This is a genomic window from Nocardia exalbida NBRC 100660 (assembly GCF_000308575.1).
Classification (GTDB): domain Bacteria; phylum Actinomycetota; class Actinomycetes; order Mycobacteriales; family Mycobacteriaceae; genus Nocardia; species Nocardia exalbida.
The window spans coordinates 26162-48298 of sequence record NZ_BAFZ01000063.1; the positions used below are offsets into that span (position 1 = coordinate 26162).

Below are 22137 nucleotides of genomic sequence, written 5' to 3' on the forward strand. Positions count from 1 at the left end.
TCCGGCCGATCTCGACCTCGACGCGGATTTCACCGACTTCGGGTTCGACTCGGTGGCCACCGTCCGGATGCTCAACCGGCTGATGAAGCACTACGACGTCAAGATCCCGGCGGAATCGACCGAGCTGTATCCGACCATCGCGTCACTGTCGCACTATCTGGTGGCCGAGGGCATCATCACCGGGGCGGCGCAAGACGCCCCGCGCTCCACCGCCGTCAGCGCGGCCACCGTGACCCAGCAGGACATTCCCGCGGTGACCATGGACGCCCCGATCCCGGTGCGATCGGTCTTCATCACCGGCGTGACCGGTGTGCTGGGCGGCAAGCTGCTGCACGATCTGCTCACGCGCACCGACGTGCGGGTGACCTGCCTGGTGCGCGGCAAGACCGTGGTCGTGGCCGAGCAGCGGATCAAGCACTTCCTGGCCACCTACGATCCGGACGCGACCCTCGAACGGGCATTCGCCGAGCGCGTCACCACCGTGCTCGGCGACGTCTCCAGCGAACGGCTCGGCCTGGACGAGGACACCTGGCACCGGCTCGCCGACGAGGTGGACCTGACCATCCACGCCGCCGGCCGCACCACCCTGGTCACCTTCTACGACGCCCTGGCCCCGATCAACGTCGAAGGCACCCGCCGCGCGGTGGACTTCGCGCTGCGCTCACGAGGCAAGTACCTGATGTACGTGTCGAGCTTCAGCGCGCTGGGCGATCGGCTCAACTTCAACAACCCGCCGTTCACCGAGCGCGATCTCGAACTGGGCCAAGGCTACGACCATCTGCCCTACCAGCAGACGAAGTACGAGTCCGAGAAGCTGATCCGGGCGGCGAGCGAGCGCGGACTGCTGTGGGACATCGTGCGCCCCGGAAACATCATGGGCGACAGCCGCACCGGCCGGTACCCGTTCTCCGAGGTCAGCGTCAAAGGCGCGTACTACGACATCCTCAAGACGATGATCGAGACCGGCGAGACGATGCTGACGCCGGTGCACTGGGACATCACCCCGGTCGATTACGTCAGCGCCGCGATCGTGCACATCGCCCTGCACCGCCCCACCTACCGGGAGACCTACCACCTGACCAACCCCGATATCCGGCGCTACTACGACGTGGTCCGCTATGTCCAGCGCGCCGGCTACGAAGTGGATCTGGTGCCGCTCGAGGAATTCCATCGCCGGGCCACCGACCGGCAGATCTACCGGCTGGGCAGCGACGAGGTCTACGACAGCCAGACCCTGGAGATGTTCAAGTACGGCATCGAGCTGTTCGGCACCATCCACTACGAGGAGAGCTCCTACGCCGACTGCGCCTACACCCGGCGGGTGCTCGGCGCCGCGGGCATCGACTGTCCGCCGACCGAGGATCTGGTGCGGGTGTATCTGGCGCACTGCGCCGAGGTGGGATACATCCCGGCACCGCGCGGGGCCCAGCCGGCCGCGGAGGTGCTGCGATGAGCGCCGAGTGCACGATCGTCTTCCCCGGCCAGGGCGCCCAGCGCACGGGGATGGGAGCGGACTTCTGCGCCGAATACCCCGTCGCCCGTGAGACTTTCGCCGAAGCGAGCGCCGCGGTGGGCGAGGACCTGCTGCGGATATGCGCCGAGCGCGATCCGCGGTTGCATCGCACGGAGTACACCCAGCCGTGCGTGCTGACCATGGAAATCGCCGCGTACCGGGTGCTGGTGACCGAATTCGGTTTCCGGCCGGTCACTTTCGGCGGGCACAGCCTGGGCGAGTATGCCGCGCTGGTCGCGGCGGGCGTGTTCGAACTCGCCGACGGGGTTCGCCTGGTGCGCGCGCGTGGGGCGCTGATGCAGCGTGCCGCGCCGGAGGGTGTGGGCGCGATGGCCGCGCTGATCCGGCCGGATATCGCCGGCTCCGGGGTGGCGGAGCTGGTGGCCGAGGCAGGCGCGGAGGTGGCCAACGACAATTCGACCGATCAGCTGGTCATCAGCGGTGCGCGCGAGGCGGTCGCGGCCGCGCGCGCCGTCCTGGCCGAACGTCATCCGGAGTTGCGTTTCGTCCCGTTGCGGGTGAGCGCGCCGTTCCACTCCCGGTGGATGCGCGGCATCGAGGCGGAGTTCGCCGGACATCTCACCGACTGCGCGCCGCGCATCCGCGCCGAGCGTTCGGTCGCGGTGACCTCGAACTACACCGGGGAGTTCCACCGGCCCGAAACCCTCGCCGAGCATCTGGTGCGCCAGATCTCCGCTCCGGTGCGCTGGACGGCGAACATGCGCGCGTTGCTGCGCTCGGGCAGCCCCCGCTACGAAGTCGGCCCGTCGGCGCCGCTGTCGAAGTTCTTCGCCACGCTGAGTGCGCCGGTGACCCGGATCGCGACGGTGGGCGATCTGCGTGCCGTCCGCGGCGAGGCGGGATCTGAACATGCCGCCGTCGAGCCTGCTATGGCTACGGTGGCAGCGTCGGCCCCTGAGCGGGAACGCATCGCCTCTGGCACGATTTCCGTGTCGGTGGCAGTGTCGGCCGTCCCCGAACCGGACAGCATCACGCCCGGGATCAATTCGGCGTCGCCGGTAGGGTCGACCACCCCGCAACCGAAAACTGCTGTGGTAGGGACTGATCCGGCTTCGGGAGCAACTTCGGCCACCCGCGGATCGGCGCGACCGGCCGAGACGGATGGGCTGACCATCCATCGCAAGACAGCGGGTACTGCAAGCCTGCGGTTGTTCTGCTGGCCGTTCGCCGGCGGTAAAGCCGCCGCCTACACGCCGTGGCGGCGCGAGCTGCCCGACTGGGTGGAGCTGTGCGTGGTCGAACTGCCCGCCCGGCAGCGTCATCTGGCGCAGACACCCATCCGCCGCTTCACCGACCTCGTCGACGCCGCGGTGGCCCAGGTCCTGCCGCTGACCGATCTCCCGTTCGCTTTCTTCGGTCACAGCCTCGGCGCGCTGACCGCCTACGAGGTGGCCCGCCGCCTGCCCGACCCGATCGCGCCGCGAGCGCTGTTCCTCGGTGGCGCGGTGGCCCCGCACCTTCCCCGGCCGGGGCGCTTGTCGGATCTGCCGGATCACGAGTTCGTCGCCGCGGTCGGTCATTACGGCGGAATCCCGCCCGAGGTGCGCGAGACCCCGGAGGTGATGGCGTTGTTCCTGCCCGCCTTGCGCAGCGATTTCGAGATCTTCGACGATTACCGGTTCGCTCCCGCCGCCGCGCCGTCGTGCCCGGCCCACCTGTTCGGTGGCCGCGACGACCGACAGGTGGCGGTCACGCAGTTGGAGGCCTGGCGTGACGTCCTGCCGGGACTGCGCTCCACCGAGTTACTGCCCGGCGGTCACTTCTTCCTCGTCGAGCAGCGGGCAGCGCTGCTCGGCTCGCTCGCGGACAAGCTCGCCGCTGTCCGCCCCCACGCGGTATCCGCCTGATGAAGGGATGCAGTAATGAAGGTCGAAGTCCTCACCCCCTCGTGCAACCTCGACACCGTCCGCGACGGGCGCGGCGGCATTTTCACCTGGGTCCCGCCCGAACCCCTGCTGGAGTTCAACCTGATCTACATGCACCCCGGCAAAGTGCGCGGCCTGCACTACCACCCGCACTTCGTGGAGTATCTGCTGTTCGTGGAGGGCAACGGCGTGCTGGTGACCAAGGACGACCACGAGGACCCGGACTGCCCGGAGGAGTTCATCCACGTATCCAAGGGCATCTGCACCCGCACGCCGATCGGGGTGATGCACACCGTGTACTCGATCACCCCGCTGACGTTCATCGCCATGCTGACCAAGCCGTGGGACGAGTGCGATCCGCCGATCGTGCAGGTGGCGCCACTGCCGCACACCTTGGAAGGCAACGGAGCGTGAGCCGAAGCGGACGCGGCGTACAGGCGCGGTGGCGCAAGCCCGCGGCGACCGACGCGCACGCCGGAAAGGATTGCGTGTGAGCCGATTACGTGTGGCCGTGGTCGGCGCTACCGGATACGTGGGCGCCGCGCTGGTCGACGCGCTCGCGAGAAGCGGACGGTGGGAGGTGGCGCCGGTGGTACGCGCCGACCATGAACGTCACCGCGCGGCCGGTCGCTACGACGTGCTGATCAATACCGCCTGCCCGTCGAAGAGGTTCTGGGCCGAGCATCATCCGGACGCCGATCGCCAGGAGACGGTCGACAAGACGCGCCTGCTGCGCGAGCAATGGGACTGGGACCGGTTCGTGCAGATCAGCAGCATCTCCGCGCGCACCCAGCTGGACACCGTCTACGGCCGCCATCGCGCGCAAGCCGAGCAGATGTGTTGCACGCCGGACAGTCTCGTCGTGCGGCTCGGTCCGATGTACGGCGGGGACTACCGCAAGGGTGTGCTGGCGGACATGGCCGCCGACCGTCCGGTGTTCGCCAGCGGCCGCTCACGCCAGAGCTTCGCTCCGGTGGAGTGGTGCGCCGACTGGATCGTCGCCCACCTCGAGGACACCGGCTTGTGTGAGGTCGGCGCACGCACCACCGTCACGCTGGCCGAGGTGCGCGACGCGGTGGGCTCACGCTCGGAGTTCGCCAAAGATCATGTCGACGACCAGTTCCCGATCACCGCCACCGGCCCGGACTGGCCGGAGGCGGCGGCGGTGATCGACTGGCTGGCCGGGCGGAGGGTCAGCGGTGCGCGGGCGAACTGAGGCGATGCCTGCCCGGGCGCAGATACTTCTCCGCGCACAGCACCAGCAGGAAGCGCACGCTGGTCGCGACGTCGCGGGTGCGCATCTTGGACGCGCCCGCGGTGCGGTTGAGGACGTGGATCGGCACCTGCTCGATCCGGAACCCATTGGCGGCGAGAATGTAGAGACTTTCGAAGAAGAAGGAGTACCCGGTCGAACGGACACGATCGAAAGCCGCCACCGGAACGGAGTCCAGCCGGTAGTATCGGAACGCACCGGTGGCATCGTAGGGCATCCGCAGCAGTGTCACGGTGAGGAAATGCCCGACCCGGGTGAGGGCCTTGCGGAAGGGAGTCCAGTCGGCAAGGCTGTCCTCTTTCAGATACCGCGATCCGACCACGACGTCGAAACCGGCCGCAGCGGCGCGCAGTGCCGGAAGATACGACGGCGGATGCGCGAAATCGGAATCCATCGTGATGATGTGCCGATATTCTCGCGCATAGGCCCAGCGAATTCCGGCCTGGTGTGCGGAGCCGACGCCTTGGCGCCCGGCCCTGTGCAGCACGTGGATGCGGGGCGCGTGCTGTCGGGCCAGGTCATCGAGCAGATCTCCGGTCCCGTCCGGGGAGTTGTCGTCGACGAACAGGACATCGAAATCGGTGCCTTGTTCCAGGATCTGAGCGAGCAACGGGCCCACGTTGCGACGCTCGTTGTACGTCGGAATCATTACCAGAGTTTTTTCGGAGGCCGCGCTCATGCAATCGAATTCTAATACCGGCGGCGACCGAAAGATAGGTATTGCCCGCTTTTCGACTACCCGTTAGTCTCGGGGTTGGAGGTTTGATGAGAAAGGCGCTGATAACCGGCATCACCGGCCAGGACGGGTCTTATCTGACAGAATTCCTGTTGCAGCAAGGATATGAGGTGCACGGGATTATCCGGCGTGCGTCGAATTTCAATACCGACCGGATAGATCACCTGTATTCCGATACGCATTCCCAACGCCGGCTGTTCCTGCACTACGGGGATCTGATGGATTCCAGCAGCCTCAACCGGATCCTGGAGGACGTGCGCCCGGCGGAGATCTACAACCTGGGCGCGCAGTCGCACGTGCACATCTCGTTCCAGATCCCGGAGTTCACCGCCGAGACCAACGCGATCGGCACGCTGCGCATCCTGGACGCCATCCGCAAGACCGGCATCGCCACTCGGTTCTATCAGGCTTCGTCCTCGGAGCTGTACGGCGGACTGCACGATGTGGCTCTCAGCGAGGACACGCCGTTTCATCCGCGTTCGCCGTATGCCGTGGCGAAGCTGTACGCGTACTGGATCACGGTCAACCATCGCGAGGCCTACGGGATGTACACGGTCAACGGCACCTTGTTCAATCACGAATCACCCCGGCGCGGCGAGGTTTTCGTCACCCGCAAGGTGACCCGCGGCGCGGTGCGCATCGCGCAGGGCAAACAGGACAAGCTGTTCATCGGCAATCTGGACGCCCGCCGGGACTGGGGATACGCCAAGGAGTACGTCGAGGCGATGTGGCTGATGCTGCAACAGCCCGAACCCGACGACTACGTGATCGCCACGGGCGAGACGCACAGCGTGCGCGAGTTGTGTGAGACCGCCTTCTCCGCCACGGGAGTCGAATTGATCTGGGAAGGAACCGGTTTGGCGGAGAAGGGAATCGACCGGCGCACCTCGCGGGTGCTGGTCGAGGTGGATCCGACCTATTTCCGGCCCGCCGAGGTGCATCATCTCACCGGAGATCCGAGCAAGGCGCGCGAGAAGCTCGGGTGGGCGCCCCGCACGAGTTTCACCGAACTGGTCGAGTTGATGGTCGCCCACGATATGGAGAACGTGTGAGGCAAGCAGTGGCGGTGCAGGGTTGCCGGGTGTGCGGGAACACTCGGCTCGAGACGGTGGTCGACCTCGGCACGATGGCGCTGACCGGGGTGTTCCCGGCCACCGACCCGACCGAGGTGCCGCGCTACCCGTTGGAGTTGGTGCGCTGCGTGCCCACCGGCAGCGAGGAATGCGGGCTGGTGCAGCTGCGCCACACCGCCGACTTCGACGAAATGTATTCCCCCGGATACGGATACCGCTCCGGACTGAACACATCGATGATCGACCACCTCGCCCACCGGGTGGCGCGGATCCGCCAGCGGGTGCCGTTGTCGCCGGAGGATGTGGTGATCGACATCGGCAGCAACGACGCGACGCTGCTGCGCGCCTACCCCGAAGGGTCGGCGACGATCGTGGGCATCGACCCGCTGGGGGAGAAGTTCCGCCGGTTCTATCCGCCGCACGTGCGGCTGGTGACCGGGTACTTCACCCGCGAGCTGGTCGAATCGGCGTTGGCGGGGCGACGGGCCAAGGTGATCACCTCGATCGCCATGTTCTACGACGTCCCCGCGCCGCTGGAGTTCATGCGCGCGGTGTACGACAGCCTCACCGACGACGGCATCTGGGTGCTGGAGCAGAGTTATCTGCCCGCGATGCTGGCCACCACCTCCTACGACACGATCTGTCACGAGCACCTGGAGTACTACACCCTCGACCAGATCGAATGGATGGCGCGGCGTTGCGGCTTCGTGGTGCTCGAGGTGGAACGCAATGCCGTCAACGGCGGCAGTTTCGCGCTCACCTTGGGCAAGCGGGGCGAGCCCTCGCCTGCCGATGCCGCCGCGCTGGATCGCATGCGCCAGGAGGAGTCCACGCTGGGGCTGCACACCGCGCAGCCGTACGCGGACTTCGCCGAACGAGTCGAGCAGCATCGCGAACGGGTCCGCGACTTCTTCGACCGCTCCCGCGAGGCGGGCCTGCGCACGCTCGGTTACGGAGCCTCCACCAAAGGCAACGTGGTGCTGCAGCACTGTGGGATCGGCCCGGAGGACCTGACGTGCATCGCGGAGGTCAACGACGACAAATTCGGCAAGTTCACCCCGGGCAGCGCGATCCCGATCGTGTCGGAGGCACGAGCCCGCGAGCTGGCCCCCGACCAGTTCTTCGTGCTGCCCTGGCATTTCCGCACGATGATGCTGGAGCGTGAAAGCGCCTTCCGCGCGGCGGGCGGGCGGCTGGTGTTCCCGCTGCCGGAGCTGGACGTGGTGTGAGATGACCATCGTCGTCACGGGCGCGGCCGGGCAGGACGGCACCCTGCTGTCGGACCTGCTCACCGCGCGCGGTGAGCGCGTGCTGCGGATCGGCCGCGACGGCCCGGTCGACATCACCGACGCCGCCGCGGTCGAGGAGCTGATCGCCGCCGAGCGCCCCGCGCAGGTGTATCTACTGTCAGCGGTGCAGCACTCCTCGCAGGACGACCACGGCGACCCGCGCGAGCTGGCCCGCGCCTCGCACCGGGTGAACACGCTGCCGGTGCAGCACTTCGCGGAGGCGATCGATCGTCACCGGACGGGCACGCGGCTGTTCTACGCGGCCTCCTCGCATGTCTTCGGCTCCGACGGCGCCGCGGTGTGCGACGAGAACAGCGGGCTGCGACCGGACTCGATCTACGGGGTGACCAAAGCGGCGGGCCTGCTGGCCTGCCGCGCCTACCGCGCCCGCGGCGTCTTCGCGACCGCGGGCATCATGTTCAACCACGAATCACCGTTGCGGGCCGAGAAATTCGTCACCCGCAAGATCGTGCGCGCCGTCGCCCGAATCCAGCGCGGTGAGACCACCACGGTGGAGGTGGGCAGGTTGGACGCCGGCGCCGACTGGGGGTACGCGCCGGACTACGTCGAGGCGATGACGCGCATCATGGCCCTCGACGAGCCGGACGAGTTCGTCGTCGCCACCGGCGAACACCACACGGTCGCGCAGTTCTGCGCGGCGGCGTTCGGCATGGCCGGACTGGACTGGAACGACCATGTCCGCGAACGTTCCTCGGTGCTCACCCGCAGCGGGCGACCGCTGGTGGGTGACGCGGCGAGGCTGCGCGAGCGGACCGGGTGGCGCCCTTCGGTGGACTTCCACGGCATGGTGCGCGCCATGCTCGCCGCCGAGGGCGTGCGCCCGGCGGAGCAATCGAGGCCGGTACGCACCGGCGGAACGGATGGATGACGTGCCACTGAACGACGAGAATGTCCTCGCCGCCCACTTGATCTCCGTCGCCGACGGCGTCTACGAGGAGACCGCAGCGCGGATCGGCGAGATCGGCACCGAGGCGGTCGCCGACGCGGTGCTGAAGGAGATCGCCTGGCGCGCGAACTACGGATCCCGGCCGGGGCAGCCGGTCACGGCGGTGTTCGAACTGACCCACGAGGGCAAACAGCTCGACTATCTGCTCACCTTGGGCGCCGAGGAGCCCGCGATAGCTCCCGGCTCCCTGGAGGATCCGTGGCTGGTGGTTCGGCAAGATCTGGTGGAGCTGCTGCGCGCGGTCTACGGCCCGCCCGACGCGGCGCTCGGCACGCGCGCCATCGCGATCAAGGACGAGCCGGGGCCGGGCAGTTTCGCACCCGACGACCCGTGGCGGCTGGCCCGCGACGCCGCCGCGGTCGCCGCCGACCGGATCGTCACCGCCTGCCGCCCCCAGCACTACGACCTCAACGCCCTGTCGCTGCACTTCGGTTCGGACAAGTGGGGCGGGCACTGGTACACCCAGCACTACGAGCGGCATTTCGCGCCGCTGCGCGACAGCCGCGTGCGCATCCTGGAACTGGGCATCGGCGGCTACACCGCGCCCGATGTCGGCGGCGCGTCGCTGCGGATGTGGAAGCAGTACTTCCGCCGCGGGCTGGTGTTCGGGCTGGACTACTTCGACAAGTCCGGCATCGCCGAGCCGCGCCTGCAACCGCTGCGCGGCGATCAGGGCGACGCGGCGTTCCTCGACGAGCTCGGCAGCTCACTGGGCCCGTTCGACATCATCATCGACGACGGCAGCCACATCAGCGGTGACGTGATCGCCTCGTTCCGGGCGCTGTTCGCCCACCTGCGGCCCGGCGGGCTGTACGTGGTGGAGGACACCCAGACCTCCTACTGGTCGGGCTGGGGCGGCAGCAGCACCGCGACCGACGACCCGGCCACCAGCATCGGTTACCTGAAAACCCTGGTGGACGCCTTGCACCACCAGGAATTCGAGAAGGAATCCGGCCGCGCGACAGGCGCTTTCGACGACTGGATCGGGGCGCTGCACTTCTACCACAACATCGTGGTCGTCGAAAAACGCCGCAACGCCGAGCAATCGGCTCCATCATGGGTGCCTCGGCACACCAATCCGATGGAGTGGATGAAGCCGAAGGAGTGATCGGATGAAGTTTCTCGTCGTGCCGGTGCCCTCGTCGGGCCACCTGCTGGCGATGGTGCCGTTCTGCTGGGCGCTGCGGCTGGCCGGGCATGAAGTGCTGGTCGCCTCGCGCAACGATGTGACGGCCACCGCGCTGCGCTCGGGGCTCAACGCCGTCGAGTTGACCGCGCTCAACGTGCCCATGGACCAGTTACGCACCCAGGTGAATCCGGGCATGTTCCCGCTGCCGCTGTTCGCCGACCGCGACCTGTCCAGCGGGCAGGGCCTGTGGCAGATCGCCGCGCAGAACTGGCACAACCACGCCCGCCGATACCTCGAGGCGTTCGCCGCGGTGGCCACCGACTGGCAAGCGGAGGTGATCCTCACTGACCCGCTGGCCACCATCGGCCGGGCGCTCGGCGCGCACCTGGATCTGCCGGTGCTGGTGCACCGCTGGGGCATCGACCCCACCGGCGGCCCCTTCACCGAACGCACCGCCGCACTCGCCGCCGAAGCGGGCACCCGGCTGGCCGACCCGGTCGCCGTGCTCGACATCTGCCCACAGCGGCTGCAAGCGCCCGACGCCGCGCCGGGCACCCCGCTGGGCTACGTCCCGTTCAACGGCACCGGCGCGCTGCCGCCGTGGCACCGCAACGAGCACGGCCGCAAGCGGATCGCGGTGTGCATGGGCGGCAGCACGCTGGGCCTGACCGGTCCGCGGCCGCTGGAATCGGTCCTCGCGGCGCTGGCCGACATCGACGACGCCGAGGTCGTCGTCGCGCTGTCGGCACCCGACCGGGCCACCGTCGGTGAACTGCCCGGCCATGTCCGGGTCGTGCAAGAGGTTCCGCTGAACCTGTTCCTGCCGAGCTGCGATCTGCTGGTGCACCACGGCGGCTCGACCACCGGCCTCACCGCGGGCTGGTTCGGGTTGCCGCAACTGGTGCTGCCGCAGATGTTCGACCAGTTCGACTACGCCCGCGGCCTGGTGCGCAGCGGCGCCGGGCTCGCCGCCGAGACCCCGGCGAGCCAAGGCGACATCGACGCGCTCACCACCTCGATCCGCACATTGCTGCGCGAACCCGGATTCCGCGCCGCCGCCGAACAGATCGGCGCCGACCTGCGCGCCGCACCCACCGCGAGCGACGTGGTGTCCCAGGTGGTTCCGTTGCTGACCGGGCACGCCACAGCAGCGACCAGATAGACCATCCGCGCGGCCCGGGACCGGGCGACGCGGGAACCGAAAGCCGTAGGTTGCAGATGATATCCAGGACATGGACCAGGTTCCGTGGTTCGCTCGACTACTACGCCGCGATGTACGCGGTGTTCGTCGTCGGCATTCTCGTCCCCGTCGTGATGATCGTGCTCTCGCTCACCGGCCTCCCCGGACCGGTGACCGCCGCGCTCGGCGTCGTGTGCGCGGTGGCGCTGTTCGTGCTGTTCGTGCCGACGGTGCCCGCCGAGTGGCGGGAGGTGGTGCGTGCCAAACCGATCGTGGTGCGGGTGCTGTGGAGCGTGGCCATCCTGCTCGTGGTCGCGGTGCTGGCCCGGTTGACGCAGTTCATCCTCGACGCCGACAACGTCGACGCCTCGCTGTCGGCCGACGACGACTTCCTGGTGAAGAAGACCCACCTGTCCGGTTACATCAGCGGTGCGCTCATGGCCGAGCACGACCCGGCGAGCCTCTACGACCGCCACCGCTACGAATCACCCCGGGCGGATTCGATCCTGCCCGCGGTGGCGCCGCAGGATCGCGACGCCTACCTCTACCCGCCGCCGTTCCTGCTGCTGCCCCGGTTGCTGCTGCTGTTCAGCCACGACTTCGCCACGCTGCGCGCGCTGTATTACTCGCTGTACGTGGCGATCGTGCTGGTGGCGATGTTCGCCATCGCCCGCTGGGTCGGCGGCAGGCAGGGCGGGGTGCTGGCGGCGCTGACCCCGGTGGTGTGGCTCAGCCTGCCGACCCTGGCGACTTTGCAGATCGGCAACATCCACGTGCTGGTGCTGTATGTCGGCGGGGCGGGCGCCATGGTGCTGTTCCATCTGCGGCGCAATATCTTCGGCGGCGCGGCGCTGGCGTTCGCGATCATCGCCAAGGTGTCCCCGGCGATCCTGCTGGTCTATCTGCTGGTCCAGCGGCGCTGGCGGCCCGCGGTGTGGACGGCGGTGTTCGGCGTGCTGTATTCACTGGCCACGCTGGCGATCTTCGGCTGGGAGCCGTGGCGGCAATTCCTGTCCGACGGCACCTGGCAGCGGCTGGCCAGCGGGGAGTTCCACCAGTTCGTGCTGGTGGAACGAGCCAACCAGCTGGTCAACTATTCGCCGTTCGGGCTGCCGTACAAGGCGAACATCATGGGCTGGGACATCGGCGACCCCGTCGGGCCCGCTCGCGTGATCACCAACATCTACACGTTGTTGCTGCTGATCCTGGTGGCGGCTACCGCGGTCCGTATCCACCGGCGGCTGTCCGCCGGGGCGGAAGGGCCGCGGGTGCGCGCCGAGCAGCTGGCCATCTGGCTGGCGGTGCTGACGCTGGCGTCGTTCCGCGCTCCGTTCGGGCCGTGGGTGTACATCGCGGTGGGCGCGGTATGGATGCTGGCGGTGTACGCCGGGCTGATGCGCGGCGGCAAACGCACCGTCGCCCTGCTCACGGTGGCTTGGCTGATCGTCGCGGTCTACAACGAGAACGTCTACTTCACGCTGGTGGCGCAGACGGTCATCTACGTCGCCTGCTTCGTGGTGGCCTGGCGGGCGAGCGCGGGCACCGATCCGGAACCCGCACCGCCGCAGGAAGACACTCCACAAACCGAACGGGTCGGCGCGGCATGAGCGGTCAGGCCCGGAGGAAGCAGCGCAGCGTGACCACGCAGGGCCCCGCTCATGCCGACAACAGACACAGCATGAGCGGTCAGGCCCGGAGGAGGCAGCGCAGCGTGACCACGCAGGGCCCCGCTCATGCCGACAACAGACACAGCATGAGCGGTCAGGCCCGGAGGAGGCAGCGCAGAGGGGACAGTGCATGAGCGGCTATTGCGTGATCGGCGCGGGCGCGGCGGGTTTGGCGACCGCGCGTGAGTTCGCCGCGCACGGTTTGGATTTCGAGGTGCTCGAGGCGTCCGACGGGATCGGCGGGATCTGGGACGCACGGCGTCCGGACTCACCGGTCAGCCACAACACGCACGTGATCGCGTCCAAGGGTGTGCAGGCGTTCTCGGGATTCCCGATGCCCGAGGATTATCCGGACTATCCGGGGCACGAACTCGTGCTGCGCTATCTGCACTCCTACGCCGACGCCTTCGACCTGTGGCCGCGCATCCGGTTGAACACCTCGGTGCAGCGCGTCGAACCAGCAGAAGGCGGCTGGGCGGTCACCCTGGCCGACGGATCCGAGCGACGCTACGCCGGGGTGGTCGTCGCCACCGGGCACGACCGTACCCCGCGGCGCATCGATATCCCCGGTTCGGGCACGGTGCCCGTGCTGCATTCCAGCGAGTACCGTCATCCCGAACAGGTGCTCGGCAAGCGAGTGCTGGTGATCGGGGCCGGGCAGTCGGCGGCCGACATCCTGTCCGACTGCGCGGTCAACGCCGCGCTGACCCTGCACAGCAGCAGGCGCGGGTTCTATTGCATGCCCAAGTACATGCTGGGCCGCCCGACCGACAGCATGCTGCAAGGCAAGATGTGGCGGCCGCTGCGTAAGCGGGCCTTCGAGCGGCTGTTCTCGTATCTGCGCGGCCGCTCCCGCACGTTCGGGCTCCCGGTGCCGGATTTCAACGACGGCATCGTCATCCCGATGCTCGGCGACCAGCTGCATCACCACTACACCCACGGCGACATCACGCCCAAACCGGACGTCACCGCGATCGATGACGACCGGGTGACCTTCACCGACGGCACCGAGGAGAAGGTCGATCTGGTGGTGCTGGCCACCGGGTTCGTGCCGAACTATCCCGTCGTCGACCGGACCCATTTGAACTGGGCCAGCGACAGCCTGCGACCGGGCCTGTATCTCAACATCTTTCCGCCGCGCACCCGCGACCTGTTCGTCGTGGGGATGGTGCGGCCGATCGGTTCGCACTGGGATGTCTACGAGAAACAAGCCGAGCTGGTCGCGCGGTACCTGCGGGCCAAAGCGAGCGATCCGCGGCGGGTCGAGCGTTTCGATCGCGCCACCGAGGGCCGCCAGCCCGACCTGTACGCCGGGTTGCGGCTCTACCACGCCGACCAGTACCCGCTGGTGGTGGAGAAGCAGGACTACGTGAACCAGCTGCGCAAGCACGCCAAGCTCTTGAAGTGAAAGGTCGTTCCATGAAAGCACCCGGGCCAGGTCTGGTGGAAACCGGACGCATGCTGCCGAAACTGGCGAAGAACCCGCTGACGACGGTGGGCGCGCTGCTGGAGGGCTACGGCGACGTCGTGCGGGTCAAGGCAGGCCCGATGCTGGTCTACCTCGTCGCGGACCCGGCGATGACCGAGTACGTGCTCAAGGACAACTACACCAACTACCGCAAGAGCCCGATCTACGACGAGTTCAGCATCCTGCTCGGCGAGGGGCAGCTGACCACCAACAACCTGGAGTATTGGCGCACCCAGCGCAAGCTGATCTCCCCGGCGTTCTCCCATTCGCACGTCAAGGGTTTCGCCGACGACATCACCGACAGCGCCGCGGCGATGCTCGACGGCTGGGACGCCGCGGCCGGGCAGTTCCGCGACATCTACGACGACTACGTCAAGCTGCTGCTCGCGGTGACCGGCCGGATCCTGTTCGGCTTGGATCTGTCCACCGACACCAGCCAGGTGACCGACGCGATGCGCGCGGCGTTCGCGCTCATCATGAAGCGGGTGAACGCGCCGGTGAAGCTGCCGCAATCGTTCCCGACACCGGAGGCGCGCCGGGTCGCGCGCAAGGTCGGTGAACTCGACGACGTGGTACGCCATCTCATCGAGGAACGCCGCCGCGGCGGTGACACCACCGACGTGCTCACCGCCCTGGTGCGCGCCCGCGACGAAGGCGGCCGGGGCATGCGCGAGGAGGATCTGCTCAACGAGATCAAGACCCTGCTCGTGGCCGGGCACGAGTCCCCGGCCAACGCGCTGTCGTGGGCGTGCTACCTGCTGGCCATCCATCCGGAGATCCAGGAGAAGCTGGCCGGGGAGGTGCGCGCCGTGCTCGGCGACCGCAGCCCGTCCTTCGCGGATCTGGGGCAGCTGAGTTACTGCCGCATGGTGATCGAAGAGACGATGCGGCTGTATCCACCCGCTTGGATCGTCGAGCGCACCCCCATCGCCCATGACGAGATCGGTGGCTACCATGTGCCTGCGGGCGCGCGAGTCACGTTGTGTATGTACTACATCCACCGCGACAAACGGCTGTGGGACGCCCCGGAGGAGTTCCGGCCGGAACGTTTCGCCGACGCGGCGGTGGCCGAGCGGCACAAGTTCGCGTTCTTCCCGTTCTCCGGCGGCCCGCGTATCTGCCTCGGCAAGGACATGTCGATGACGGAGATGGTCCTGATCCTGGCCATGACGGTGCAGCGTTTCCGGCTCGAACTCGACCACACCCACCCGGTGGTGCCGCTGGCCTCGGTGAATCTGCGCCCGGAATCCGGCATCCGCATCCGCCCGGTCCGCCGCGTCACCGAGCACGTCACGACCTGACCGGGCTGTTCGGCCACCCGGCGAGGGGATCCGAGATCTCACCGGTCGGGAATGTCGTGTGCCCGCTGGGTGCGGGTCGCGGTCCGGTGGTCAGTTCGCCACGGTTTCGAAGGCGCCCGCCTGGTAGGAGCCGCCCTTGGTCCGGGTGATCACCCCCAGCCGGTTGGCGGCGTTGATCATGGCGACCAGATAGACCAGGGTGGCGATCTGCTCGTCGTCGAAGTGCTTGCGCACCAGGGCCCAGGTGTCGTCGGAGACGCCGTGGCCGGCGTCGGCCAGGCGGGTGCCCTCCTCGGCCAAGGCCAGCGCGGCCTGCTCGGCCTCGGTGAACACCGTGGACTCACGCCACGCGGCGACCAGATCGACCCGCACCGCGGGTGCCGTGTTACGAAACGACCGGTACCGGCATCGCGGTCGCGCTGTTGCGTGCCGAGACTGGCCGCAACCCCGACGATCCGGACCTCACCGGCCTGATCGGAGAACTGGCCACCCACGAACCCGCCACCGCATCCGCCGACAATCTCGCCTTGCTCGCCACCTGGGCCGCCACCGAACACCTCGCCTCCAGCCCCGAGACGACCAACGAAACCACGCACCCGCCCTCCCACTGAAAGCTCCCGGCTGCGCAGCGAGGCAGCGAAGAAAGTCCGGGAGATCCGCCGCTTGCGGCGGACCGCTGAGCGCTGCGGCAGCACGCCTGTCCAGCGGCGCGTCGCACTACGCCGTATCCGCCCGAAATTCGGCCGATACTGCGGCGATCCCGGGTGTTCGGGAGGGCGGTGATCCGCGCGTGGTCGCCGCTCAGCATGGTAGGGCCGCCGCGTCCGGGCACGTCGGTCGAGGACCGGGCGCACCCGCGGCGCCGGGCCGGGTGATGCCGCTGACCTGGGTCAGTCCCCACACAACCAGTGCGGCGAGGGAGTAGGCCGCGCCGGCCCAGCAGGAGGCCTGCCATCCCCGGGTGCTGTATGCCCAGGCGGTCGTGAGTGCGCCGAGGGCGGATCCGAGCGAGTAGAAGGCCATGTAGGCGCCTATGACGCTGCTGGCGCGGTGCGGATGCGCCGTGGTCAGCAGATGCTGGCTACCGACATGCACTGCCTGGACGGCGAAGTCGAGGAGAACGATGCCGATGGCGAGCAGCCACAGGGTTGTTTCGGTCCGCGCGATGAGCGACCAGGAGGCGGTGAGCACCACCAGTGCGGACCCGGTGATCGCCTGTGCGTGACCGGAGTCGGCCCATCGTCCCGCGCGGGCGGCGCCGAGAGCTCCGGCCAGGCCCGCCACTGCGAACAGGCCGATCTGCGTGGTGCCGAAGTTCCACGGGTCGGCGCCGAGGGGCAGGGCAAGTCCGCTCCAGAGGGTTCCGAAGGACGCGAAGAGGAAGAACGCGATCAGGCCTCGGCTGACAAACAGGCGATCCGTGCGCGCGAGCCGCCCCATCGATGCCAGCACCTGCGTGTACCGCGCGCCGGGAGTTCCGCGGTCCGGGTCGAGTGCCGCGCGGACGGTGAGGGCCAGAGCAAGGCACAGTACGGCGAGCAGCGCGTACACCGCGCGCCAGCCGACCGTGTCGCCCAAGACCCCGGCGAGGACGCGAACGCCGAGAATGCCGATCACCACCCCGGAGGTGACCGCGCCGATATTGCGGCCCCGCTCGCCCGGCGCGGAGACGGCGGCGACGTAGGCGACAGTCACCTGAACCACGACCGCGAACAGTCCCGCAGCCGCCAGCCCCGCCACCGCGACGGCACCGTTCGGGGCGGCGGCCGCGACCGCGGCTCCCGCGGCGGTGAGGACCAGATGCACGGTGATGAGCCGCCGCCGATTCACCACGTCGCCGAGCGGGACCAGCAGGATCAGACCGGCGAAGTACCCGACCTGCCCGGCGGCGACCAGCCCGCCCAGCGACTCGGGTGCTACTCCCAGGTCGGCGCCCGCTGCTTCCAGAACCGGCTGTATCGCATAGATCGTCGATACGGCCACTGCGCACACCAGCGCCAGGACGAATCGCTGCGGCCTTGTGACTTCTGTCGCCACCACACCTCCCATATCAGTAGCAAAATGCAACTATTCGAGGATAGGTAATAATGGTTTCGAATTGCAACCGACTGGAGGAGGCTCATGACCACGACGCTCGGTACCGGCCGCGAGTGGACCGATCCCACGTGTCCGGTCGCGCGAACCGTCGACCTCGTGGGCGACCGGTGGAGCTTGCTGATCGTGCGCGACGCCATGGACGGCGCGGCGAGCTTCACCGACTTCCAGCAGCGGCTCGGGATCGCCCGCAACATCCTCACCGATCGCCTGCGCAGACTGGTCGACCACGGCATCCTCACCACGAGCACCGCCCCGGGCGGCAAGCGGCACAGCTACGCACTCACCGGAGCCGGGCAAGACCTCTTCACCCTCGTCGTGGCGTTGCGCCAATGGGGAGAACGCCACACCTTCACCGACGACGAACCCCACTCCATGCTCGTCGACCGTGACGGCAGCCCCGTCGCCCCCCTGCGCACCGAAAACCACAAGGGCGAGCGCGTCACCGCGGCGACCACCCGAGTTCGCAAGGTGGGTGAACACGACACGTCGGCGGCAGGCACGTGATCGGCCCCACGGCGACTACGCCGAATCCGTTGCGGCTACCGGAACCCGCGGGTGCTCGTGTTCACGGCCGGTTCCCGGGACGTTTGTCGGCGAGCCAGCGGCTGGTCGGAGGAGTCACCGCGCACAGCAGTCCCGCGCAAGAGAAGAACAGGACGGTGCCGATGAAGACGAAGTCGCTGCCGCGGCTGTCGCCGCTCAGGCTCGCCCCTGATCCGATCAGGCAGACCAGCGTGATGATCCCGGTGCCGGCTGCCACGGCGATGCGGCCGGATCGTTTGCGCCGAAACAGTGCGATCGAGCCGCAGATCAGCAACAAGGCCATCGTGGTGGAGATCGCCATGGGGGCGAGAAGGTCGAGGGCGACCTCACGCAGCGTCTGGCGGCGACCGTATTCGATGTGCGGGGTCGTCAGCTCCATCGCTCCGCTGGCGAGGATCAGACAGAAGGCCAGACCGAAGGCGAACGCCACGACGGCGCCGATCCTGGGGACGACGCCGGATGCCCGGGCCGGATCGTAGACGGGCGTGAGCGGTGGCATCGGGGGCAGCGGCTCGGCGCGCCACCTGGGCTCCGAAGGCTGGTTCAGCAAGGTCGGAGCCGACCGCGGCCAAGGGTCGAGCGCCGTCGCCGAGTGGGCGGAGCGCTGGTTGACGTAGGTCGGCGCGGGCGGCACGTGGGCAGCGTCGCCGCGCAGGGCCGCCGCCGCGGCTGCCGCGAAGTCGCCACAGCTGGCGAATCGTTCGTCGCGGTGTTTGGCCAGCGCGCGTGCGATCACGTTGTCGAGCTGCCGTGGCAACTCCGGACGGGTGTCGCTGAGCCGCGGCACCGGCTTGGCGATGTGTCCCGCGACGATCTGACCGGGATTGGTCGAGGGAAAGGGCGGTTGCCCGGCCAGCAGCGCGTAGAGGGTGCAGCCGAGGGAATATTGATCGGCGCGGTGATCGACCGGCTCACCGGACAATTGCTCGGGTGAGGCGTAGGCGAGTGTGGCGGTGAACGTCCCGGTGGCGGTCAGCTTGGTATCCGCGTCGAGCAGCCGCGCGATACCGAAATCCGTGAGCAGAGCGCGGGTTTCGCGACCGGCTTCCGCTTCGGCGATCAGGATGTTGGCGGGCTTGACGTCGCGATGCAGCACCCCTCGGCCGTGGGCGTAGTCGAGGGCGTTGGCCGTATCGCCGACGATGTGCAGGACATGGTCCGGGCGGGTGGTCTGCGGGTCGAGCCGGGCAGCGTCGGTGCCGCGGACGTACTGCATGGAGATCCACAGGTGCCCGTCCTGGCTGCCGCGATCGTAGACGCCGACGATTCCCGGATGTTCCAGGCGAGCGACGACATTGGCTTCCAGTTCGAACCGTCTGCGCAGTTCTTCGTCCTCCGACACCGCGCGATTGAGCAGTTTGAGTGCCACCAGTCGCGGCAGCCGCGGGTGGCGGGCCAGATAGACGGTGCCCATACCGCCTTGCCCGAGCACTCCCTCGATCAGGTAGCCGGCGAACGACTCGTGCTGCCCCAACACTGATGGCCCCCTTCTGATCCCCAGCCCACCTGGACCGAGGGCAGCATATCCGCAAGCGGCCTGCCATTTCTCGGCGCGGCCATCGCAACCATGGGCGCGGGCACGATCGCCCTCAACCCCCGTGAGAGTTGCCGACCCGCCTCGATTCTCAGCTCAGCCGAGCAGTTCCCGGCTCAACGCCAGCAGTTCGGCGGTCGACAGAACCTCTTCGTGCACTGCTGATTTCGCATCCACCGCCGAAGAGATGCGAGTCGGGGGTGACGGATCCGTCGCCGGGGCGGCGGGTGTGAGCCGGACGCCGAGTTCGGTAGCCAAGAGCTCGACGGTGGGGCAACCCCAGATGACGGCGGCGGGGACGTCGATGCCCAGGCGGGCGCCGAGGCGCGCCGACAGTTCCACGGCGTGCACCGAGACGATTCCGAGCTGGTCGAAGTTCTGCCGTGGGGGCACCCGGTCGGGTGCGATGCCGACGACTCGGGCCAGCTCGGCGGTGACCAGGGCGACCAGATCGCGGGCGGAGTTGCTTCGGGGCTCGCTGGAGTCGGGCGATGGGCGGGCTGATGCCCGGTCCCGGACCGTAGCGGCCGCTGCCGGGGCCGTCACCGGCGACACGACCAGCGCGGCCCCGGCATCGGAACCTCGGGCATCAACGGGAGCGACGTCGTGGCCTTCCGGCGAATCGAACGAAAGCGATCCGATCGCGCCGACGCCTGGTTCCTCGACCGGGGCATGGGGCTCCGACCAATGCCGCCGGCGCTGGAATGGATAGGTGGGCAGGGATATCGGGCGGCCCGGCGGGTTCACCGCCGCCCAGTCGGGCTCGACACCACGCTCGAACAGCACGCCCGCCGCCTCGAGCAGGTCGCGGTGGGCCACCGTGCCGGGACGCAGAGCCGCGGACAGCACCAGACTCAGCGCCTCGTGCTCGGTGTCGTCTTTCTGGGTGGCCCCGTCGAGGTAGGCGCCGAGGAAGTCGACAACCGCGCCCACATCGTCGGCCACGACCGAAAGCCGGTGCCGGAAAGGCGTTCTCGTGGCAAGGGTATGGGCGAGATCACCCAGACCGATCCCCGGATCGTGGAGGAGATGCTCACGCAGTCGATGTGCGTGCGCGCGCAGCGCGGTCTCGGTGCGGGCGGACAGCACCACCAGCCGCTGCGAGACGCCGGTCCCGGTTACCGGCTCGGGCGCGGGCGCGGCTTCGATGATGACGTGAGCGTTGGAGCCGCCGAAACCGAACGCGCTCACCGCGGCGCGCGCCGACCGGTCGTGCTGCGGCCACGGCAGCGCGATGTCGGCGACGCGCACGCCGGCCGTCTGCGGATCGAATTCCTCCGGCGGTCGTTGGAAATGGAGGCTGCGTGGGATCCGGCGATGGGTCAGGGCGAGCGCGACTTTCACCAGTCCCGCCATGCCCGCGGCCGCTTCGGTATGCCCGATGTTGGTCTTGATCGAGCCGATCCTCAGCGGTGCGCCGGGCGCTCTGCCGGTGCCGTAGACCTCGGCCAGTGCCGACAGTTCGGCGCGGTCGCCGACCGCGGTGCCGGTGCCGTGCGCCTCCACGTAGTCGATCGTCGACGGGTCGACACCCGCTCGCGCGCACGCCCGCCGCAGCAGTTGCCGCTGCCCGTCGGCGCTGCTGGCGGGCATGGAGCGATGCCTGCCGTTGTTGTTGGTGGCGCTGCCCAGCAGGGCGCAGTAGACGCGGTCACCGTCGCGCAGCGCCTGCCGCAGCGGCTTGAGCACGACGACCGCGCCACCTTCGCCGCGCACGTAGCCGTCGGCGGTGGCATCGAAGGTGCGGGATCGGCCGCGCGCGGACAACACGCCCAGCGCGGACAGTCCGATCGTGGTCTCCGGGATCAGATTCAATTGCACCCCACCGGCGACGGCCACCTCGCTCTCACCCGCCCGCAGCGCCTGACAAGCCAGGTGCACCGCGACCAGCGATCCCGCGCACGAAGCGTTCACAGTCATACTGGGGCCGTCGAAACCCAGGAAGTACGACACCCGGTTGGCGATGACGCCTTCGACATCTCCGGTACTGGTGAACGGTGTGATGGCGGTGGCGCCACGGGCGAGTTTCACGGCGCGATAGTCGTTGAACTTGTTGGCGAAATACACGCCGGTCCGCGGAACCCGGTCGGGGCGGATTCCCGCGTCCTCGAATGCCTCCCAGGCCAATTCCAGCGCCAATCGTTGCTGCGGATCCATATCGGCCGCTTCGCGCGGGGTGATGCCGAAGAATTCGGCGTCGAAACCGGCGACATCCGCCAGATATCCACCCGCGACCGACACCGTCTTGCCCGCGGCGGCGCGGTCGGCGCCGCGATGGTCACCGGACCAGCGACCGGGCGGCGGTTCGTCGGCGATCGCGTCGGTCTCCTCGATCAGCAACCGCCACAACGCCTCCGGGGAATCGGCGCCTCCGGCGAAGCGACAGCTCATGCCGATCACGGCGATCGGCTCGGCGATGTCGATTGTCTGCTGAGGACGGGTGCGCCGCTTGGCTTTCTTCACGCTTCTCGCCTGCCCGCG

The 22137-nt window shown here is 68.5% G+C and carries 18 protein-coding genes and 1 pseudogene (1 of these 19 running past the window's edge); 14 read left to right on the forward strand and 5 right to left on the reverse strand.

Features of this window, described 5'->3' with window-relative positions; all coding sequences use genetic code 11:
- From ON29_RS35395 to ON29_RS15655, 4 genes are all read left to right on the forward strand, one after another.
- Nucleotides 1-1453, forward strand: partial view of a thioester reductase domain-containing protein gene (locus ON29_RS35395; protein ID WP_040867019.1) — the 3' portion only. It extends 10601 nt beyond the left edge of the window; 1453 of the gene's 12054 nt are visible here — the last part of the coding sequence; its start codon lies beyond the left edge, outside the window; its stop codon occupies nucleotides 1451-1453.
- Nucleotides 1450-3381, forward strand: a complete 1932-nt coding sequence (locus ON29_RS34830) for a thioesterase domain-containing protein (RefSeq protein ID WP_051175255.1) — start codon at nucleotides 1450-1452, stop codon at nucleotides 3379-3381. Before ON29_RS35395 ends, ON29_RS34830 begins: the two co-directional genes overlap by 4 nt.
- Before the next feature lie 15 nt (nucleotides 3382-3396).
- A complete protein-coding gene (locus ON29_RS15650) occupies nucleotides 3397-3813 on the forward strand; it encodes a cupin domain-containing protein (RefSeq protein ID WP_040867020.1) in 417 nt (138 codons plus the stop codon).
- Between the two features lie 76 nt (nucleotides 3814-3889).
- A complete protein-coding gene (locus ON29_RS15655; protein WP_217999185.1) occupies nucleotides 3890-4615 on the forward strand; it encodes an NAD-dependent epimerase/dehydratase family protein in 726 nt (241 codons plus the stop codon).
- On the opposite strand, the gene ON29_RS15660 is transcribed toward ON29_RS15655, so the two are convergent.
- Complete coding sequence (locus ON29_RS15660) at nucleotides 4593-5321, reverse strand: polyprenol monophosphomannose synthase (protein ID WP_051175256.1); 729 nt, start codon at nucleotides 5319-5321, stop codon at nucleotides 4593-4595. The two genes, ON29_RS15655 and ON29_RS15660, sit on opposite strands and share 23 nt — an antisense overlap.
- 116 nt (nucleotides 5322-5437) lie before the next feature.
- Here ON29_RS15660 and gmd point away from each other — a divergent pair, with 116 nt between their 5' ends.
- From gmd to ON29_RS15700, 8 genes are all read left to right on the forward strand, one after another.
- Nucleotides 5438-6460 carry a GDP-mannose 4,6-dehydratase gene (gmd, locus tag ON29_RS15665; RefSeq protein WP_040867022.1) on the forward strand — a complete coding sequence of 341 codons (1023 nt, stop codon included), beginning with the start codon at nucleotides 5438-5440 and terminating at the stop codon, nucleotides 6458-6460.
- Nucleotides 6457-7710, forward strand: a complete 1254-nt coding sequence (locus ON29_RS15670; RefSeq protein ID WP_217999186.1) for a class I SAM-dependent methyltransferase — start codon at nucleotides 6457-6459, stop codon at nucleotides 7708-7710. Before gmd ends, ON29_RS15670 begins: the two co-directional genes overlap by 4 nt.
- A 1-nt stretch (nucleotide 7711) precedes the next feature.
- A complete protein-coding gene (locus tag ON29_RS15675) occupies nucleotides 7712-8659 on the forward strand; it encodes a GDP-mannose 4,6-dehydratase (RefSeq protein ID WP_040867024.1) in 948 nt (315 codons plus the stop codon).
- 1 nt (nucleotide 8660) lies between these two features.
- The gene (locus ON29_RS15680; RefSeq protein WP_157172808.1) at nucleotides 8661-9845 is read left to right on the forward strand and encodes a class I SAM-dependent methyltransferase; all 1185 of its coding nucleotides are present in this window, start codon (nucleotides 8661-8663) and stop codon (nucleotides 9843-9845) included.
- A 4-nt stretch (nucleotides 9846-9849) separates the two neighbouring features.
- Entirely contained in the window at nucleotides 9850-11028 is a 1179-nt protein-coding gene (locus ON29_RS15685) for a nucleotide disphospho-sugar-binding domain-containing protein (RefSeq protein WP_040867025.1), read from the forward strand.
- 56 nt (nucleotides 11029-11084) lie between these two features.
- Nucleotides 11085-12653 carry a glycosyltransferase family 87 protein gene (locus ON29_RS15690; RefSeq protein ID WP_040867026.1) on the forward strand — a complete coding sequence of 523 codons (1569 nt, stop codon included), beginning with the start codon at nucleotides 11085-11087 and terminating at the stop codon, nucleotides 12651-12653.
- Between the two features lie 190 nt (nucleotides 12654-12843).
- Nucleotides 12844-14121 carry a flavin-containing monooxygenase gene (locus tag ON29_RS15695; protein ID WP_051175258.1) on the forward strand — a complete coding sequence of 426 codons (1278 nt, stop codon included), beginning with the start codon at nucleotides 12844-12846 and terminating at the stop codon, nucleotides 14119-14121.
- Nucleotides 14122-14132: 11 nt separating this feature from the next.
- The gene (locus tag ON29_RS15700) at nucleotides 14133-15482 is read left to right on the forward strand and encodes a cytochrome P450 (protein WP_083863567.1); all 1350 of its coding nucleotides are present in this window, start codon (nucleotides 14133-14135) and stop codon (nucleotides 15480-15482) included.
- Nucleotides 15483-15572: 90 nt separating this feature from the next.
- Here ON29_RS15700 and ON29_RS15705 read toward each other — a convergent pair.
- Nucleotides 15573-15854, reverse strand: a pseudogene (locus tag ON29_RS15705) (carboxymuconolactone decarboxylase family protein); the annotation flags it as partial.
- A gap of 5 nt (nucleotides 15855-15859) precedes the next feature.
- On the opposite strand from ON29_RS15705, the gene ON29_RS15710 reads away from it, so the two are divergent.
- Nucleotides 15860-16093 (forward strand): MmyB family transcriptional regulator, encoded by a 234-nt coding sequence (locus ON29_RS15710; protein ID WP_040867028.1) that lies wholly within the window; start codon nucleotides 15860-15862, stop codon nucleotides 16091-16093.
- A 190-nt stretch (nucleotides 16094-16283) separates the two neighbouring features.
- On the opposite strand, the gene ON29_RS15715 is transcribed toward ON29_RS15710, so the two are convergent.
- Nucleotides 16284-17519: an MFS transporter gene (locus ON29_RS15715; RefSeq protein WP_051175263.1), complete on the reverse strand. Its 1236-nt coding sequence runs from the start codon at nucleotides 17517-17519 to the stop codon at nucleotides 16284-16286.
- 84 nt (nucleotides 17520-17603) lie between these two features.
- Here ON29_RS15715 and ON29_RS15720 point away from each other — a divergent pair, with 84 nt between their 5' ends.
- Complete coding sequence (locus tag ON29_RS15720) at nucleotides 17604-18083, forward strand: winged helix-turn-helix transcriptional regulator (RefSeq protein WP_040867029.1); 480 nt, start codon at nucleotides 17604-17606, stop codon at nucleotides 18081-18083.
- A 61-nt stretch (nucleotides 18084-18144) separates the two neighbouring features.
- Here the strand turns inward: ON29_RS15720 and ON29_RS33890 are convergent, their stop codons facing one another.
- Entirely contained in the window at nucleotides 18145-19599 is a 1455-nt protein-coding gene (locus ON29_RS33890) for a serine/threonine-protein kinase (RefSeq protein WP_051175259.1), read from the reverse strand.
- A 153-nt stretch (nucleotides 19600-19752) separates the two neighbouring features.
- The gene (locus tag ON29_RS37495; protein ID WP_051175260.1) at nucleotides 19753-22119 is read right to left on the reverse strand and encodes a beta-ketoacyl synthase N-terminal-like domain-containing protein; all 2367 of its coding nucleotides are present in this window, start codon (nucleotides 22117-22119) and stop codon (nucleotides 19753-19755) included.
- Between the last annotated feature and the right edge of the window lie 18 nt (nucleotides 22120-22137).